Source organism: Arthrobacter arnarulunnguaqae (assembly GCF_051262515.1).
Taxonomy (GTDB): Bacteria; Actinomycetota; Actinomycetes; order Actinomycetales; family Micrococcaceae; genus Arthrobacter_N.
In genome coordinates this window covers 307,713-323,123 of sequence record NZ_JBIMER010000003.1, presented here as the reverse complement: position 1 = coordinate 323,123, position 15,411 = coordinate 307,713, and the positions used below count along the sequence as shown (strand labels likewise).

The window sequence follows — 15,411 nt, the reverse complement described above, 5'->3', positions numbered from 1 at the left end:
CGGATGCGAGAATGTTCTCAATGTTCAAGGACTCTTTCACAAGGTGTCCGCCGAGTCCGCCCGCGGACGAAACCCTGGAGGCCCGCCTTGCCTGGATTGAATCTCACCCGCGAAGAGGCCAGCGCACGTGCCGCTCTGCTGCGCGTCGACGGCTACGACGTGGAGATCGACGTCACCCGCGGCGAACGCACGTTCGGTACGACGACGACCGTTCGGTTTGCGGCGCGCGAAGGGGCGTCCACATTCATCGACGCAGTCACCGATACCGTCCACTCCGTGACACTGAACGGCCGCGACCTCGATCCGCGGGTGGCTTCCGACGGCGTGCGGATCCAACTGGACGGTCTGGCGGAAGCGAACGAGCTTCGCATCGTCGCCGACGCCCCGTACATGAACACCGGCGAGGGGCTGCACCGCTTCGTGGATCCCGTGGACGGAGAGGTGTACCTCTATACACAGTTCGAGGTCCCCGACGCGCGCCGGATGTTCGCCGTATTCGAGCAGCCCGATCTGAAGGCCCCGTTCCGCTTCACTGTGACCGCGCCGAACCACTGGGACCTCATTTCGAACTCCCCCAGCCCGGCGCCGACACCCGCCGGCGCGGACGCGTCGGTCTGGGCCTTCGAACCGACGCTTCCGATGTCGTCCTACATCACGGCGCTCATCGCCGGACCCTACGAGTGTGTCCGGGACGAACTGCAAAGCGCGGACGGACGCACGGTGCCCCTGGGCGTCTTCGCCCGCAAGTCGATCATGGAGCACCTGGATGCGGAGAACATCTTCACGCTGACGAAACAGGGGTTCGAGTTCTTCGAGAAGCAATTCGGCACGCCCTATCCCTTCCCCAAGTACGACCAGCTCTTCGTTCCGGAATTCAACGCCGGTGCCATGGAGAACGCCGGTGCCGTGACGTTCCTGGAAACCTATGTTTTCCGTTCCAAGGTCACCGATGCCATGGTCGAGCGCCGCGCCATCACCGTCCTCCATGAGCTGGCCCACATGTGGTTCGGCGACCTCGTCACCATGCGCTGGTGGAACGACCTCTGGCTCAATGAGTCCTTCGCCGAATTCATGTCCACCCTCGCGGCGGCGGAGAACACGGAATTCACCCAGGCGTGGACCACGTTCACCTCGATGGAGAAGTCCTGGGCCTACCGGCAGGACCAGCTGCCCTCCACCCACCCGATCGTCGCCGAGATCCGGGATCTGGAGGACGTACAGGTCAATTTCGACGGCATTACCTATGCGAAGGGCGCGTCCGTGCTCCGGCAGCTGGTCGCGTGGGTGGGCCAGGACGAGTTCATGGCCGGCGTACGCGCCTACTTCGGCAAGCACGCGTGGGGCAACACGGGACTCGCGGACCTGATGGTGGAGCTTGAGACGGCCAGCGGCCGCGACCTATCGGAATGGGGACGCCTCTGGCTGGAGACCGCCGGGGTGAACAAGCTGGTCCCCCGCATCGAGATTGACGACGCCGGCACGATCACCGCCTTCTCCATCGAACAGTCCGCCACGACGGGGCACCCGACGATCCGTCCGCACCGCCTCGCCGTCGGCTTCTACGAGCTGGACGCGTCCGGCCGCCTCGTCCGGACGCACCGAGAGGAGCTCGATGTCGCCGGCGAACGCACAGATGTCCCCACACTCGTGGGACGTACGCGGCCCGCACTCGTGTTGGTGAACGACGACGACCTGGCCTACGCCAAAATACGCCTGGACCCTGCATCCCTCAATACGGCCCACCGGCACCTGAAGGACTTCGCGCAGTCGCTTCCGCGGACCCTGGTGTGGGGTTCGGCCTGGGACGCCGCCCGCGACGGCGAGACCGCCGCGCGGGACTACGTGGACCTGGTCCTGCGCAACATCGGGGCCGAATCGGATTCCTCCGTCGTTCTCGTCCTCCTCCGCCAGCTCAGCACGGTTCTGGACTACTACGTGGCACCGGGGGCGCGCGCCTCCACCGCCGTGGGTGCCGCCGACGCCCTGTGGACGTTGGCCCGCGAGGCGGCTCCCGGCTCGGACAGCCAACTGCAGTTCGCCAAGGCGTTCGCACTGCGGTCGCGATCGACCGGACAGCTCGACGCCGTCGAGGGGCTCTACGCAGGGACGGGGCCACTCGACAGCCTAGTCGTGGACCAGGACCTGCGGTGGGAGCTCTTGGCTGCCCTGGTGGCCGGGGGACGCGCCGCACAGGCCGAAATAGACGCGGAGCTGGCGCGCGACAACACGGCGAGCGGCCAGCTTGCGGCAGAGTTGGCCAAGGCCGCGCTTCCCACTGCCGAGGCGAAGCGGGCCGCGTGGGACGCGGTGGTCACCGGCGGAAAGCTGTCCAACACGCAGCAACGCAGTGCGATCACCGGTTTCTCTCGGACGCACGATCCTGCGCTGCTGGCGCCGTTTGCCCGGGAATACTTCTCCGTGATCCGCGACGTGTGGGACGACAAGAGCTACGAGATCGCCCAGCAGATCGTGGTCGGCCTGTTTCCGTTGGCCCAGACCTCGGACGAGACCCTGGACCTCACAAACAGGTTCCTTGAGGGACTCGGCGACGAGAGCCCGGCGCTGAGGCGGTTGGTTATGGAAAGCCAGGACGCGGTGGCCCGCGCCCTGGCGGCCCAGGCCGCCGACGGCCGTGGTTAGGCTGGCGCCATGAAATCCAACCTTGGCCTCCACTCCTATGCCATCGACGTCATCTGGACGGGCGCCCGCGAGGCAGGCACCACGGGATACCGTGCCTACGGACGCGACCATGTGGTGTCCGCGGACGGCCTCCCGGATCTCGCCGGCACAGCGGACCCGACGTTCCACGGCGACCGGGACCGCTGGAACCCCGAGCAGCTGCTTCTGGCAGCCCTCGCCCAGTGCCACATGCTCTCCTACCTCCACATCGCCGTGAAGAACGGCGTGGTGGTCACGGGCTACAGCGATGCCGCCATCGGCACCATGCGGCTCAACCGCGACGGAAGCGGCGAATTCACCGAAGCGCGGCTGCGGCCACGTGTGGTTCTGGCGGACGAATCGCAGCGCGGACTGGCAGATACGCTGCACGGGGAGGCGAATGCGGTCTGTTTCATTGCGCGCAGCGTGAACTTCCCGGTTCTCCACCACCCCGTGGACCCGAGCACGGCCTGACGGGCGGGACGAGGGAAAGCGGACCGCGGTACGCTGGATGGGTGGCATATCCACCGCCACCCCAGGGAAGGAAGCCTTGAACAACATCCCCCAGCCCGGACCGCAGTCCCCCGTCGCGGGGCCCTTGTTTCCCTCGAGCGGCCTCGGCCGTCCGATCGCCCAGGCCCGACTGGTTCCGCGTGGACCAGCGACATCTGACGCGCCGGCAGGCCCGAGCACTGGCGAAGAGGGCCAGAGCCCCGACTACGACGGATCGTTCTATGCGCAGGTCGGCGGTTCGGAGACATTCCGGAAGCTGACCGAACGGTTCTATGCGGGCGTCGCGGCCGATCCCGAGTTCCGTGCGATGTACCCGGAAGAGGACTTGGGTCCGGCCGCCGTCAGGCTACAGCTCTTCCTGGAGCAGTACTGGGGAGGACCCACCACCTACAGCGAACGACGTGGCCACCCCCGGTTGCGGATGCGCCACATGCCCTACGCGGTCGATTCGAAGGCCCGCGACACCTGGCTGCGCCACATGAGGGCCGCCTTGGACTCCCTTGAGCTGCCCCCGCTGCAGGAGGCCACGCTGTGGGACTACTTCGACCGCGCCGCGCATTCGCTGCAGAACACCCCGGACTAGGTGGCGAAAGCACTGACGCGCTGCCGGGCGTAGCCCGTTTTGCGTCAGTCCAATTGCGCCGCCACGCGCACGAGGACGTGTCCGCCCGCGCTGCTCAGGCGCCGCCACCGGCCGTTCGAAAACAGGAGGCTGCTTCCCGCGGGCCGCAGGAATCCCAGCAGTTCGGCGGCGAACGCGGCACCAGCGGGGAGGTCGCCGAAGTTCGAAGGGCTGGACCAGATCCTGCTGCGCACTGTGGCGACGACCGGCAGACCGGAGTTGTCCGGCACCGCCGCGGCGACCGCCCCCATGCCCTCGCTGGCTACGGCACGCAACGCGTCGTCGTCGTATTGCTCGGTCTTCACCCATCCCTGGCGTGGTGGCGCCACGCCCGCCCACGCCGCCTGCGCCTCGGCGGGCGGCAGCTGAAGCTCCACCGAGCCACCGGCCATGCGGGCCAGGCGGTCCGTTAGGGCGCCGAGCTTGTACACGGCATCGACCCCGTCCGCGCGGTGTCCCTCCAGTCGGGCGATGCGCAGACCAAGGATGGTTGGAACCGCACTGCCCAGGCTGTCCGGGTGCAGGACGGGCACGTAGACCGCCAAGGCATCTCCTGTCGCCTGGAGTCGGGCCTCCGCGTCCCCGAGCGTTCGAGCACGGGAAAGGAACGTGTGGAGGTCGGCCACTGATTCGTGGTCCGCAAGCGTCAGCGAGTCGGTATGCATTCCCCCATGCTTTCATTAGCGGCACCCCGTTGGCACACCCATGGCCCGCGTTGCGGTTGATGCGCATGCCGTGGCGCGGATACTGTCGAGCGAACAGCCTGCCTACCGAGGAGTAATCGTGCCGGATCGCGACATCACCGCCATACTGACGGACTTGCTTGATCTGGCGGGTGACCCCGAGGCTCGCACCGACGAGGACATCTTCATCGGCAGGTCGCCCGATCAACCCCGGCAACGCGTGTTCGGCGGGCAGGTCCTGGGACAATCGGTGGTGGCAGCCAGCCGCACGGTTGACGCTGGGCGGCCCATCCATTCGATGCACGGGTATTTTCTGCGTCCGGGCGACGCGCTCAAGCCGATCACCTTCGGCGTTCAGCGGCTGCGCGACGGACGCTCGTTCTCGGCGCGGCGCGTCCACGCCTACCAGGACGGCCAGCCCATACTGTCCATGATCGCCTCGTTCCAGGAACCGTCCGACGGCCTCGAGCACCAGTCCGCCATGCCCGAGGGCATGCCGGATCCGGACAGCCTTCCCACGACCGCCGACCTGCTCAGGCACTTCGACCATCCCGTGGCGCGTGATTGGGCGTTCAACCGACCCTTTGACATCCGTTACGTGGACGCCCCGCTCTACATCGAGGCGCCGCAGGGCCGCGAACAGCGAACACCAACCAACGCGGTCTGGATGAAGACGTTCGGAGCCATGCCCGACGACCAAGCCCTCCATCGAGCAGCCCTCGCATACGGCAGCGACTACACGCTGCTTGAGTCGGTGCTTCGGCGTCACGGGCTGCCATGGGTCACGCCAGGCATGAGCGTCGCCAGCCTCGACCACGCGATGTGGTGGCACCGGCCGGTTCGTGTCGACGAGTGGCTGCTTTACGTGCAGGAGAGCCCCAGTGCCTCGGGCGCCCGAGGGCTGTGCGAGGGACGGTTCTACGACCGCTCGGGACAGCTGGTGGCAACGGTGGCACAAGAAGGGATGGTGCGGGTGCCGCCGAACGCCTGAGCCCGGTCCGCGGCGCAAACGACGGGAGCCGGCGGTCCGTCCGTGAGGACGTCCCGCCGGCTCCCGCTTCTCGCCCTGCCGGGCCAGGACTAGTCGCGCGTGAGGCGGCGGTGCGTGACACGGTGCGGCTTGGCCGCGTCCGGTCCGAGCCGCTCGATCTTGTTCTCCTCATAGGCTTCGAAGTTGCCCTCGAACCAGTACCAGTTCGCAGGGTCTTCGTCGGTGCCCTCATACGACAGGATGTGCGTCGCTACCCGGTCCAGGAACCAGCGGTCGTGCGAGACCACGACGGCACAGCCGGGGAACTCCAACAACGCGTTCTCCAGGCTGGACAGCGTCTCGACGTCCAGGTCGTTGGTGGGCTCATCGAGGAGCAGCAGGTTGCCGCCCTCCTTGAGGGTCAACGCCAGGTTCAGGCGGTTGCGCTCGCCACCGGAGAGAACCCCCGCCTTCTTCTGCTGGTCCGGGCCCTTGAAACCGAAGGCCGAGACGTAGGCGCGGGAAGGCATTTCGACCTGGCCGACCTGGATGAAGTCGTTCCCCTCCGACACGACCTCCCAGAGGCTCTTGTTCGGGTCGATACCGCCGCGGCTCTGGTCGACATAGGAGATCTTGACGGTGTCGCCGACCTTCAGCGATCCATCGTCGAGGTCCTCCATTCCCACGATCGTCTTGAAGAGGGTCGACTTTCCGACGCCGTTGGGGCCGATGACCCCGACGATGCCGTTGCGGGGCAGCGAGAAGGAAAGGTCCTCGATCAGGACGCGGTCCCCGTAGCCCTTCCGGATCTTGTTGGCCTCGATGACCTGGCTGCCCAGGCGCGGTCCCGGCGGTATCTGGATCTCCTCGAAGTCGAGCTTGCGCGTGCGCTCTGCTTCCGCGGCCATTTCCTCGTAGCGGGACAGACGTGCCTTTGACTTGGTCTGGCGCCCCTTGGAGTTGGAGCGAACCCAATCGAGCTCCTCGGAGAGGCGCTTGGCCAGTTTCTGGTCCTTCTTGCCTTGGACTTCGAGGCGCTCGCGCTTCTTTTCCAGGTAGGTGGAGTAGTTGCCCTCATAGGGGATCAAGCGACCGCGGTCGACCTCGGCGATCCACTGCGCGACGTGGTCCAGGAAGTACCGGTCGTGGGTCACGGCCAAGACGGCACCGGGGTACGCGGTGAGGTGCTGCTCGAGCCAGAGGACCGACTCGGCGTCGAGGTGGTTGGTCGGCTCGTCGAGGAGCAGGAGGTCCGGCTTCTGGAGCAGGAGCTTGCACAACGCGACTCGGCGGCGCTCACCGCCCGAGAGCACGGTCACGTCCGAGTCGCCCGGCGGACAGCGCAAGGCATCCATGGCCTGTTCGAGCTGGGAGTCGATGTCCCAGGCGTCGGCGGCGTCGATGGCCTCCTGCAGCTTGCCCATCTCCTCGAGCAGGGCGTCGAAATCGGCGTCCGGGCTGGACATCTCCTCGGAGATCTGGTTGAAGCGGGTGATCTTTTCGTAGATTTCCCCCACACCCTCCTGGACGTTGCCCAGGACCGTCTTGTCCTCGTTCAGCGGTGGCTCCTGCAACAGGATGCCCACCGTGTATCCGGGGCTGAGCCGAGCCTCACCGTTCGACGGGGTGTCCAACCCGGCCATGATCTTGAGGATCGTCGACTTACCCGCGCCGTTCGGCCCGACCACACCGATCTTGGCGCCCGGGTAGAAGGACATGCTTACGTCGTCGAGGATGACCTTGTCGCCTACGGCCTTGCGGGCCTTGGTCATCGTGTAAATGAATTCCGCCATGCAATCAAGGCTAGTCGGTGGGGCGCCATTCCCCACATCCGCGGGTACACGGACGCCCACCGAACTCCAACGGGATGACTGCGGCGACCGCACGCCGCCGGACCGCGGGATTCGCGCGGCCCGGCCACGGCCGGGTCGGGACGCACTTCAGGCCGCCTGCCCCTCCTCCTCGGTTACCGGGTCGTCCCCGCCCTTCCACGTCTCGTCCGATTCGACGGTCGATGGGGACCCGGGTCCCGCGGAGACGAGTTCTCCCGTCTCCGGATCGAGCAACTCGCCGCCGGCGCCGTCGGTCGGCTCGCCCGCGGTGGGACCGTCGTCCGGCGCCTGCTGCCGAGGGAATCGGGTTCGGATCAGCTTGGTGGTTCCCCACGCGAGGTCGTGGCCGATAGCGTCGGCCTCCAGCTCGACGAACGTGAAGTTGGTGCCGTCCTCGCGTCTCCATTTCTTGACCTTCAGATTGCCCGTCACGACCACGGGCTCCCCCTGATGGACACAGGCGAGGACATTCCGCGCCAAATCGCGAAATGCCTTGACGGTGAACCAGTTGGTGTGGCCGTCCCGCCACGCGCCACTCTCCCAATCGCGGATCCGCTCCGTGGTACCGATCCGGAAAGTCGAGACCATCATCCTCTCGTTGGCCACTGCCTGTTCGGGTTCAGTGGCGACGAATCCGCTCACGGTTATGCGTTCCTTCATCGTGTCCTCCATCGTTGACGAGCTGCGAAGGCGGTGCCGCCTTCCCCCCAATTCTTGGCAAGGCGAGGGACATTCCACAGACCGGCCCCGGGATTTGTGGACAAACGGATGAAACCCGTCCCACCGCCGCACCGGTGGAGGGAGTGTGGCGTCGGCAGCTGCCCCCGCCGCATGCTTAGAATGGATGCGCGCCATGGCGGCGCACGCCTCCGTAGCTCAGCTGGATAGAGCAGCAGCCTTCTAATCTGCCGGTCGCGCGTTCGAGTCGCGCCGGGGGCACTTGGTCCGGGTCGACGCCTTGTGCTGTCGACCCGGCGAAATCGTACATAGGATGGTTTTATGACGAAGCCAACCAATACCGCGGCCATCGAACACGGCACGGGGATCGAGTGGCCGCTTGGGTGGAGCACCTGGAAGCGTGGGGCGGAAGGGAACTGACCCACGCGGAACTCGAAGCCAGCGCCCACCGCCTCCTGGAGGGCCGCGAGGGCAACGCTGGATGGTGGGCGCAGGGCGTCGCCGTAGCGTACGAGCAGGAGATCGCCAGGCGTGAGCCCGGACGGTGCTGCAATGGCGATTTCCAAGTGGGAGTCTCCAAGACCTATCCGCGAACCCTGGACGAAGCCAACGCCGCGTGGCGGTCCTTGGTGGATGGCCTCACCGAATTCGGGGGTGTCCCGATGGTGCGGCCACCGACACCGAGCTCCACGGAAAAGTGGCGATACTGGCGGGTTCCCCTTGCCGACGGAAGCCGCGTCAGCCTGGATATCCGTGCCATCGGGAACGGCAAGTCGCGACTGGGCATCAACCACACCAAGCTGGACTCGTCCGTCGCCGTGGCGCACTGGCGCGCCGTGTGGAAGGAACTCCTCCAAAGGCTCTAGGCTCCGCGTGTCCAGGATCCGTCCGCAAGCGACCCATCCATACACGCTGCCGTCAGGAGGTACTCCGTGCGAATCACCCTGAGCGCACGATCCGTGGGGACGCGGGCTTGGCGCAACGCGGTTTTCGCGGTCTTCGCTTTGTGCGGTATGGGATTCGCCACCTGGGTTTCGCGAATACCCGCCGTTCGCGACGGCATGGGCCTTTCGACGTCGACTATCGGCCTACTACTGTTCGGGCTCTCTGCCGGCTCGATCTTCGGCCTCGCGCTGGCGCCCTCGATCCTGTCGCGTCTGGGCGGGCGGAAGGCCTTGCTCAGAGCGATGCTCGCCATGGCAGGAACCACGGTTGGGCTCGGGTTCGCAGCCGGCCTCGGCGAGTCCCCCACCCTGACCGCGGTCGGACTCGTGGTGTTTGGCTTTTCGTTCAGCGTGAACGACATCGTGATGAACGTCGAGGGCGCGGCGGTTGAAAATGCGCTTGGCAAGACCGTCCTGCCCATGATGCACGCGTTCTTTGAGTATTTGAGGCATTGAGCACCACCATCCACGCGCCACCTGCCGCAGCGTAGGAAACCCGCCCATCAGCCTGAGAAAGGCCCGACCAGGAACACAGTGGAACACCCCCGGCGGAAGGCCCGACGATAAGTCCAGCCCGAAAGCAAAAACGCCGACCAGCGACGAAACAAATCAGCGCCCCCAGCCGATCGGTGGATCGAGGCTAAGCGGGACGCGCCAGCCAATCAAGCATCGGAACGTCGCCGTCGACGAAATTGAGCGTGCGCCCGAAGGTCGACTCGTTGGCCAAAACCTCGGCGGCCACGCGCGCGACGTTGGCACGCGAAGTATCCGATGGCGCGCCGCGCTCGGGCTCGGCGGTGCCGACGTTCCCGGATGCCGGCGCCTCGGTGAGCCGCCCAGGGCCCAGGATGGTCCAGCCCAGTGCGGACGCGCGCAGATGGTCGTCCGCGGCGATTTTCGCCGTCTGGTAGGGGTAGAACGGATCGTCCAGGGGCACCAGCTGGCCGACGTCCGCGTGCGCGAAAGAGACCATCACGAACCGCCGCACACCGGCGGATTCGGCGGCGTTGACGGTCCGGACAGCCGCGTCGCGATCCACCGCGTACGTCCGTTCCGGATTGCCGCCGCCGGCGCCCGCGGACCAAACGACGGCGTCGTGCCCCGCCAGTGCATCTGCGATGGCTTCGGTTGGTGCGTGTTCCACGTCAAAAACGAGCGCGGTGGCACCCGTGGCTTCGACCTCGGCCACGTGCCCGGCATTCCGCACGACGCCCGTGACAACGTCCCCACGTGCGGCGAGTTCCCGCGACAGCAACAGCGCGACCTTGCCGTGCGCTCCGATGATGATCGTCTTCATGGGTCCTCCATTTGGTTGCCTGGGCTGTGAACCACAGTATGCCCGGTTCGCTTGACACATGCGGGGTCGGCACCTAAAGTTGAAGAATCAACTGAAGGCGGAATGATTCCGCCCACCCAGAACCTAGGAGACGCATATGACGAAGATCGCCATCATCACCGGCAGCACCCGTCCGGGCCGCAACAACAGCGGCGTTGCCGAATGGGTTCTCGCCCAGGCGCAGCTGCGTACCGACGCCGAGTTCGAGCTGGTCGATATTGCCGACTTCTCCCTCCCGCTCCTCGACGAGGCCTACCCGGCCGCGTACCAGAACTACCAGAACGCCCACACTCAGGCCTGGGCCGCGAAGATCGCGGAGTTCGACGGATACGTTTTCATCACCCCCGAGTACAACCACAGCGTCGCCCCGGCCCTGGCCAACGCGCTGTCGTACCTGAACGCCGAATTCAACAACAAGGCCGCCGGCATCGTCTCCTACGGCTCCGCCATGGGCGTTCGCGCCGCCGAGCACCTCCGCGGCATCCTGTCCGAGCTCCAGCTCGCCCACGTCCAGAAGACGGGCATGTTCAGCCTCTTCACCGACTTCGAGAACTTCTCCGAGTTCAAGCCGACCGAGCAGTCGGCGGAGACCCTCGCTCCGTTGCTCGACCAGCTGGTGCCGTGGACGAAGGCGCTCGAAAACGTGCGCGACGCCGCGTCCGTCAGCGCCTAGCCCGCTTCGTACCCAGGGCCGCCGGTTGCCCGGCGTCCCGCAGCCGGGCCGGTGCGCGGAGAATCCTGGGGGTTCTCGGCACACCGGCCCGGTCCGTTCAAGGCGTCCCCACCGGCGATCCCCACGGCACTCTGGGCGTCGGCTCAGTGGCCGAAGGCCATTGGGTCCGCCGCGTCCGGCCCATCTCCGGCCAGGGCGCCGATCGCCTCCATGTCCGCGGGACCGAGCTCAAAGCCGAAGACGTCGATGTTCTCCGCCATCCGCGCGGGATCGGTGGTCTTGGGGATGGGTACCAGTCCGAGTTGCACATGCCACCTCAGGACTGCCTGGGCGGGCGTCACACCATGCTTTCCCGCCGCCGCAACCACCGCTTCCGACTCCAACAATCCCCCCTTGCCCAGCGGGCTCCACGACTCGGTGACGATGCCGTGTTCGGCGTGGAAGGCCCGCTCCTCGACCTTCGGCCACCAGGGGCTGAGCTGGATCTGGTTCACGTCCGGAACGACACCGGTCTCGTCGATGATTTCCCGCAGCTGCGCGGGAGTGAAGTTCGACGTGCCGATGGCCTTCACCTTTCCCGCCTGCAACAGCTTCACGAGTCCCTTCCAGGCCTCGATGTAACGGCCCTCCCCCGGGTTCGGCCAATGAATGAGCAGCAGATCGATGTAGTCCAGCCCAAGACGGGTCGCGCTGTGATCCCAGGTGGTGCGGACCCCCTCGATGGAGTGCCATCCGCGGTTGAATTTCGTCGTCACGAACAGTTCGGCGCGCGGTATGCCCGCGCGGGCGACGCCCTGGCCCACGCCCTCCTCGTTGTGGTAGTTCTCGGCGGTGTCGATCAGGCGGTAGCCGGCCTCCACCGCGTGCACGACGGCGGCGCCCGCCTCGGCGTCGTCCATCGGGTACGTGCCGAGGCCGATGGCCGGCATGGTGGCACCGTTGGTGAGCTGGATCAGGGGCGCGGGCGCTGGGTTGGTCGGCATGGAGACATGCTACGCGCCCGGCCCGCCGTACGGGTCGGGAGGCGCGTCCGCGGCTACGCTGGTCCGATGAGTTCGAACAACACACCCGCCGCCCGCCCGCGCATGTGGCCCGCGCATGGGCCGCTCGCCCTGGACGCCATCCTCTTCGACCTCGATGGGACCTTGATCGATTCCACGGAAGCCACGGAAAAGTGCTGGAGAGAGTGGGCCGGCAGGCTGGGACTCGGTGAATACGGCCAGCATCCCCACGGCGTGCCCGCCCGCGATGTGGTCGCCCGGCACGTCGAACCGGCGCGCAGGGAAGAGGCACTCAGGCTGATCGTGGAACTGGAGGTGGCGGAAACCGAGGGGATCCATATCAAAGAGGGCGTCCGCGACCTCTTGGACAGCCTGCCAGCGGGAGGCTGGGGGATCGTCACGTCGTGCACGCGGGAGTTGGCGGCCACCCGGATGCGGGCGGTCGGCATCGCGGCACCGCCGGTGATGGTGACTGCGGACGACGTCGGCGCCGGCAAGCCGGATCCCGAGGGCTACCTGGCGGCTGCCCGCGCGCTGGACGCCGATCCGGCAGCATGCCTGGTGATGGAGGACGCCCCGGCCGGGGTGGTGGCGGGAAACGCGTCCGGCGCGTGGACGCTCGCCATCGAGGGAACATACCCCGCGGCGGAACTGGACGCGGGAGTCGTCGTCGCCTCGCTGGCTTCCGTAGCGGTCGAGCCACTTCCGGACGGCGCGCTCGCGCTCAGTTTCCTCCCGTAGGCGTCCGCGCCCCGGGAGGCCGGACGCGCGCTAGCCGTCCCCGCGGAAGGCCTGCATCTGCCGCAGCCGCCGGGCCAGGCTTTCCTTGCGCTGGCGGTCCCCACCGGCGGTGAGTTCGATGTGGCGTTCGCCGAAGCGCCAGAGCAGAACATCGTCCAAGAGGCGGTCGGGACCCGGCGAATACCGGTGATCCAGCGCGCGGCGGACGCGCGTGATGGCCTCGGCGTCCAGCAGGCCGGCCAACTGCGTCGTGGTGGTCAGCCCGTGCGCGGCGAGCAGCTCGGCCGCCCACCCCCAGTCGTCGTCGGTCTTGCGGTCCACGTGCGGCAAGAGGGTCTGCCACACCTCGCGGATTCGCTCGGGTTCCAATGGCATGGAACCGTCACCGTCCTCGTCCCAGTATCCGGTGACCGCACGGTAGCGGTCATGGAGTTCCGAGAACGTCGATTCAACGGCCTCGAGCATGGCGGCCGTGGCAGTGAACTGCCTGTCCAGATACGGGCTCCATGCGCGGTGGTCCACGTTCTTGAAGCGGATGTCGTGCTCGATCTCGCTCCAGGCGTGTGCCAGGATCGTCCGGATCTGCACCTCGAACATGAAGTTTCCGGTGGTGCGCACGTTCTCGCCCAGCGACGCCTGGTAACCCTTGACCACCTCGTTCTGACGCGTTCGCAGAATCAAGTGGCGACTCGAGTAGCCGTACGTGCCCGACTCGACGGAGCCGATGTCCTTCTCCCGGTCCGCGCGGCAATCGAACTCGTTTCGGCGCCGCTTGATGTGGTTCGCCGCCTCGCGGACCTCGTGTGGGAGGCTGACGATGACGCGCACCCCCACCAGATCGTGGAGGTCGCGGAGCGGATTCGGGAACTCGAGGCTCGGCACGTCGTCCGCCTCGGATGGTTCGAGGGTGCGGGACGCCTTGTCGCGGAACGATGCCACCGACTTGGTTCGGGCCGTGATGAAAAGCGGCTGCACGTCCGTCTCGGCGAAGATCGCCTGGATCCTTCCGCGGGCGTCGTCCGTGACCCGCTCCAACAACGGCCGCACGCGCGCGTACTCCGCGGCGCTCTCCTCGACGCCCGCGCGCAGCCGCTCGTCCAATCGCTCCCATGGTGTAGCCAAGGCCCAGATATCCCCTCGGGTCGCATTAAGCCGGATTACCTCCGGCAACACTAGCAACAACACCTACGTGTCGCGCTGGCTCCCGCCGGTAAGACCCAACAGCGTCAGGACGTCCCCCTCGGACGTTTGCGTGAAGTCGTCGTAGGCCGCTCCCACGGACCGCATGCCCGCGGGCTCTTGGAGCGCGAGGACATCGTCGGCAACCGCTTCGACCTGGGCGCGCGTCCGCCCCAGCGCCACCGGGACGGCGACCACGACTGCGGCCGGACCGACGGAGCGAACCGCCTGCACCGCGGCCAGCATCGTTGCCCCGGTGGCCAGTCCGTCGTCGACGAGGACGGCCGTGCGGTCCGCCAGGTCCGGCGCCGAGCCCCCGGTCCCGAAGAGCAACTCGCGGCGTTGGAGTTCGGGTAGCTGGCGGGCCACGGCCGCGTCGAACTCCGGTCCTTCGTCCTGCCCGGCGTTGCGCACCACCGCCACCTCGCCGGCGAATGCCGCGACGGCCCCCAGCGCGTACTCCTCGAAACCCGGAGCGGAGACCTTGCGGACCACCAATGCGCGCACGGGGACCCCCGCCGCCCGGGCCACTTCGGCGGCCACTGGAACCCCGCCGCGCGCCAGACCGAACACGACGACGGACCGCGGGCCGGTGCCGTCGCCGCCCGTACCCAGGCTCAGTAATCCGCGCCGGGACAGCGCCGTGGCCAACTCCCTGCCCGCGTCAGAGCGGTTTTTGAAGCGCCGCATGCTCCCACTCTCCCGCATCCGCGGGGACGTGGGAAGTATCACCGCGGTTTGGTAAACCCAATCTGAACCGAAGGTTACCAACGGTTGGTAAGATGGAAGAGATCGATCAGGCAGTGGTTCCGGACCGGGTTCGCCTGCTCGGCGTCCCCGCGGCGTGGCCGACTTGATCGGTCACCCATCAATCAGCGGAATCGACGTCCGCGGATACCGCAGTAAAAACCAGGAGATCCTCGCCTTTATGACAGCCCTTGCCCCGGAAACGTCGCGCGACCAGTTGTGGGACCGCCGCTACGAGGAGCAAATCGCTCCCGTCAACCGTCTGCTTGACGAGACCGCCGCCCTGCGGCCCGCCTCTTCAGTTTGCTACGTGGATCCGATGCACGACGTCGACCAGGCCAAGATCATCACGCTCTTCTCCAATACGGGTTCCGCCGACCCGTCCGGCTTCATCACCCCGGGCGACGAGGACGCGGGAACCCGCATGCTGGGCCTGCAGTGGCAGCTGGGACTGCGCCCGCAGTACCTCATGCCGTGGAACGTTTCCCCGTGGCATGTCGGCGACGAGCCGAACGGCAAGTTCGAGCCCAACCAGATCACCTCGGGCCTCAAGCCGCTGCTGCGGTTGCTCAAGGCCGCTCCGCGCGCCTCGGCCCTCGTGGCACACGGCACAGAGGCCCACCGCCTCGCCGACCAGCTCCTGAAGACTCAGAACCCGCTGCTGTGGCGCCGCGGATTCAAGACGTACAAGGTCAAATCCCTGGACGGGCGCGCATTCGCCGGATCGGCGGAGCGCCAGCAGGCCCACCTGGATCAGATGCAGGCGGCCTACGCCGACGCCATGGCGCGAACCGGCATCGCCCCGGTCCGCTAGCCGCGCGGGGTCGTGCCCGG

The 15,411-nt window shown here is 67.0% G+C and carries 16 protein-coding genes and 1 tRNA gene; 10 read left to right on the top strand and 7 right to left on the bottom strand.

Translation table 11 applies throughout. From position 1 onward, the window contains the following. The first annotated feature begins 87 nt into the window (after positions 1-87). From pepN to ACHAAJ_RS05225, 3 genes are all read left to right on the top strand, one after another. Complete coding sequence (gene pepN, locus ACHAAJ_RS05235) at positions 88-2,640, top strand: aminopeptidase N (RefSeq protein WP_435726914.1); 2,553 nt, start codon at positions 88-90, stop codon at positions 2,638-2,640. A gap of 9 nt (positions 2,641-2,649) precedes the next feature. Beyond that, entirely contained in the window at positions 2,650-3,132 is a 483-nt protein-coding gene (locus ACHAAJ_RS05230) for an OsmC family protein (protein ID WP_435726912.1), read from the top strand. Positions 3,133-3,301: 169 nt separating this feature from the next. Continuing rightward, positions 3,302-3,754: a globin gene (locus ACHAAJ_RS05225; protein WP_435726961.1), complete on the top strand. Its 453-nt coding sequence runs from the start codon at positions 3,302-3,304 to the stop codon at positions 3,752-3,754. A 44-nt stretch (positions 3,755-3,798) separates the two neighbouring features. Here the strand turns inward: ACHAAJ_RS05225 and ACHAAJ_RS05220 are convergent, their stop codons facing one another. Then, positions 3,799-4,458, bottom strand: coding sequence for a DUF8185 domain-containing protein (locus ACHAAJ_RS05220; protein ID WP_435726910.1), 660 nt, complete (start codon positions 4,456-4,458; stop codon positions 3,799-3,801). Positions 4,459-4,498: 40 nt separating this feature from the next. On the opposite strand from ACHAAJ_RS05220, the gene ACHAAJ_RS05215 reads away from it, so the two are divergent. Beyond that, on the top strand, positions 4,499-5,467 hold the full coding sequence (locus ACHAAJ_RS05215; protein WP_435726908.1) for an acyl-CoA thioesterase: 969 nt from the start codon (positions 4,499-4,501) through the stop codon (positions 5,465-5,467). Between the two features lie 89 nt (positions 5,468-5,556). Here the strand turns inward: ACHAAJ_RS05215 and ettA are convergent, their stop codons facing one another. Both ettA and ACHAAJ_RS05205 read right to left on the bottom strand, forming a co-directional pair. Beyond that, a complete protein-coding gene (ettA, locus tag ACHAAJ_RS05210) occupies positions 5,557-7,239 on the bottom strand; it encodes an energy-dependent translational throttle protein EttA (RefSeq protein ID WP_435726906.1) in 1,683 nt (560 codons plus the stop codon). A gap of 147 nt (positions 7,240-7,386) precedes the next feature. Beyond that, positions 7,387-7,938, bottom strand: coding sequence for a single-stranded DNA-binding protein (locus tag ACHAAJ_RS05205; RefSeq protein ID WP_435726904.1), 552 nt, complete (start codon positions 7,936-7,938; stop codon positions 7,387-7,389). A gap of 205 nt (positions 7,939-8,143) precedes the next feature. Between ACHAAJ_RS05205 and ACHAAJ_RS05200 the strand changes: the two genes are divergently transcribed. The 3 genes from ACHAAJ_RS05200 (at position 8,144) to ACHAAJ_RS05190 (ending at position 9,356) form a co-directional block, all read left to right on the top strand. Further along, positions 8,144-8,217: transfer RNA gene (locus tag ACHAAJ_RS05200), tRNA-Arg, on the top strand. Between the two features lie 122 nt (positions 8,218-8,339). Then, positions 8,340-8,822 (top strand): hypothetical protein, encoded by a 483-nt coding sequence (locus ACHAAJ_RS05195; protein ID WP_435726902.1) that lies wholly within the window; start codon positions 8,340-8,342, stop codon positions 8,820-8,822. Positions 8,823-8,888: 66 nt separating this feature from the next. Continuing rightward, positions 8,889-9,356, top strand: coding sequence for an MFS transporter (locus ACHAAJ_RS05190; RefSeq protein WP_435726900.1), 468 nt, complete (start codon positions 8,889-8,891; stop codon positions 9,354-9,356). Between the two features lie 184 nt (positions 9,357-9,540). On the opposite strand, the gene ACHAAJ_RS05185 is transcribed toward ACHAAJ_RS05190, so the two are convergent. Continuing rightward, entirely contained in the window at positions 9,541-10,197 is a 657-nt protein-coding gene (locus ACHAAJ_RS05185) for an SDR family oxidoreductase (protein WP_435726898.1), read from the bottom strand. A gap of 136 nt (positions 10,198-10,333) precedes the next feature. Here ACHAAJ_RS05185 and ACHAAJ_RS05180 point away from each other — a divergent pair, with 136 nt between their 5' ends. Beyond that, positions 10,334-10,909 (top strand): NADPH-dependent FMN reductase, encoded by a 576-nt coding sequence (locus ACHAAJ_RS05180; protein ID WP_435726896.1) that lies wholly within the window; start codon positions 10,334-10,336, stop codon positions 10,907-10,909. 143 nt (positions 10,910-11,052) lie between these two features. On the opposite strand, the gene ACHAAJ_RS05175 is transcribed toward ACHAAJ_RS05180, so the two are convergent. Next, positions 11,053-11,892, bottom strand: a complete 840-nt coding sequence (locus ACHAAJ_RS05175) for an aldo/keto reductase (RefSeq protein WP_435726894.1) — start codon at positions 11,890-11,892, stop codon at positions 11,053-11,055. Positions 11,893-11,958: 66 nt separating this feature from the next. Here ACHAAJ_RS05175 and ACHAAJ_RS05170 point away from each other — a divergent pair, with 66 nt between their 5' ends. Further along, the gene (locus ACHAAJ_RS05170; RefSeq protein ID WP_435726892.1) at positions 11,959-12,651 is read left to right on the top strand and encodes an HAD-IA family hydrolase; all 693 of its coding nucleotides are present in this window, start codon (positions 11,959-11,961) and stop codon (positions 12,649-12,651) included. 30 nt (positions 12,652-12,681) lie between these two features. Here ACHAAJ_RS05170 and ACHAAJ_RS05165 read toward each other — a convergent pair whose 3' ends face one another. Both ACHAAJ_RS05165 and ACHAAJ_RS05160 read right to left on the bottom strand, forming a co-directional pair. After that, complete coding sequence (locus tag ACHAAJ_RS05165; RefSeq protein WP_435726890.1) at positions 12,682-13,773, bottom strand: GTP pyrophosphokinase; 1,092 nt, start codon at positions 13,771-13,773, stop codon at positions 12,682-12,684. A gap of 63 nt (positions 13,774-13,836) precedes the next feature. Continuing rightward, a complete protein-coding gene (locus tag ACHAAJ_RS05160; RefSeq protein ID WP_435726888.1) occupies positions 13,837-14,520 on the bottom strand; it encodes a phosphoribosyltransferase in 684 nt (227 codons plus the stop codon). A 238-nt stretch (positions 14,521-14,758) separates the two neighbouring features. On the opposite strand from ACHAAJ_RS05160, the gene ACHAAJ_RS05155 reads away from it, so the two are divergent. Continuing rightward, on the top strand, positions 14,759-15,391 hold the full coding sequence (locus ACHAAJ_RS05155; RefSeq protein ID WP_435726886.1) for a uracil-DNA glycosylase family protein: 633 nt from the start codon (positions 14,759-14,761) through the stop codon (positions 15,389-15,391). Positions 15,392-15,411 lie beyond the last annotated feature (20 nt).

Bases quoted from the DNA above. Each gene is read 5' to 3' on its own strand.
- ACHAAJ_RS05155 (WP_435726886.1), top strand. From the start codon at position 14,759: ATGACAGCCCTTGCCCCGGAAACGTCGCGCGACCAGTTGTGGGACCGC.
- ACHAAJ_RS05170 (WP_435726892.1), top strand. From the start codon at position 11,959: ATGAGTTCGAACAACACACCCGCCGCCCGCCCGCGCATGTGGCCCGCG.
- ettA (WP_435726906.1), bottom strand. From the start codon at position 7,239: ATGGCGGAATTCATTTACACGATGACCAAGGCCCGCAAGGCCGTAGGC.
- ACHAAJ_RS05215 (WP_435726908.1), top strand. From the start codon at position 4,499: ATGGCCCGCGTTGCGGTTGATGCGCATGCCGTGGCGCGGATACTGTCG.
- ACHAAJ_RS05205 (WP_435726904.1), bottom strand. From the start codon at position 7,938: ATGAAGGAACGCATAACCGTGAGCGGATTCGTCGCCACTGAACCCGAA.
- ACHAAJ_RS05180 (WP_435726896.1), top strand. From the start codon at position 10,334: ATGACGAAGATCGCCATCATCACCGGCAGCACCCGTCCGGGCCGCAAC.
- ACHAAJ_RS05160 (WP_435726888.1), bottom strand. From the start codon at position 14,520: ATGCGGCGCTTCAAAAACCGCTCTGACGCGGGCAGGGAGTTGGCCACG.
- ACHAAJ_RS05230 (WP_435726912.1), top strand. From the start codon at position 2,650: ATGAAATCCAACCTTGGCCTCCACTCCTATGCCATCGACGTCATCTGG.
- ACHAAJ_RS05175 (WP_435726894.1), bottom strand. From the start codon at position 11,892: ATGCCGACCAACCCAGCGCCCGCGCCCCTGATCCAGCTCACCAACGGT.
- ACHAAJ_RS05220 (WP_435726910.1), bottom strand. From the start codon at position 4,458: ATGCATACCGACTCGCTGACGCTTGCGGACCACGAATCAGTGGCCGAC.
- ACHAAJ_RS05185 (WP_435726898.1), bottom strand. From the start codon at position 10,197: ATGAAGACGATCATCATCGGAGCGCACGGCAAGGTCGCGCTGTTGCTG.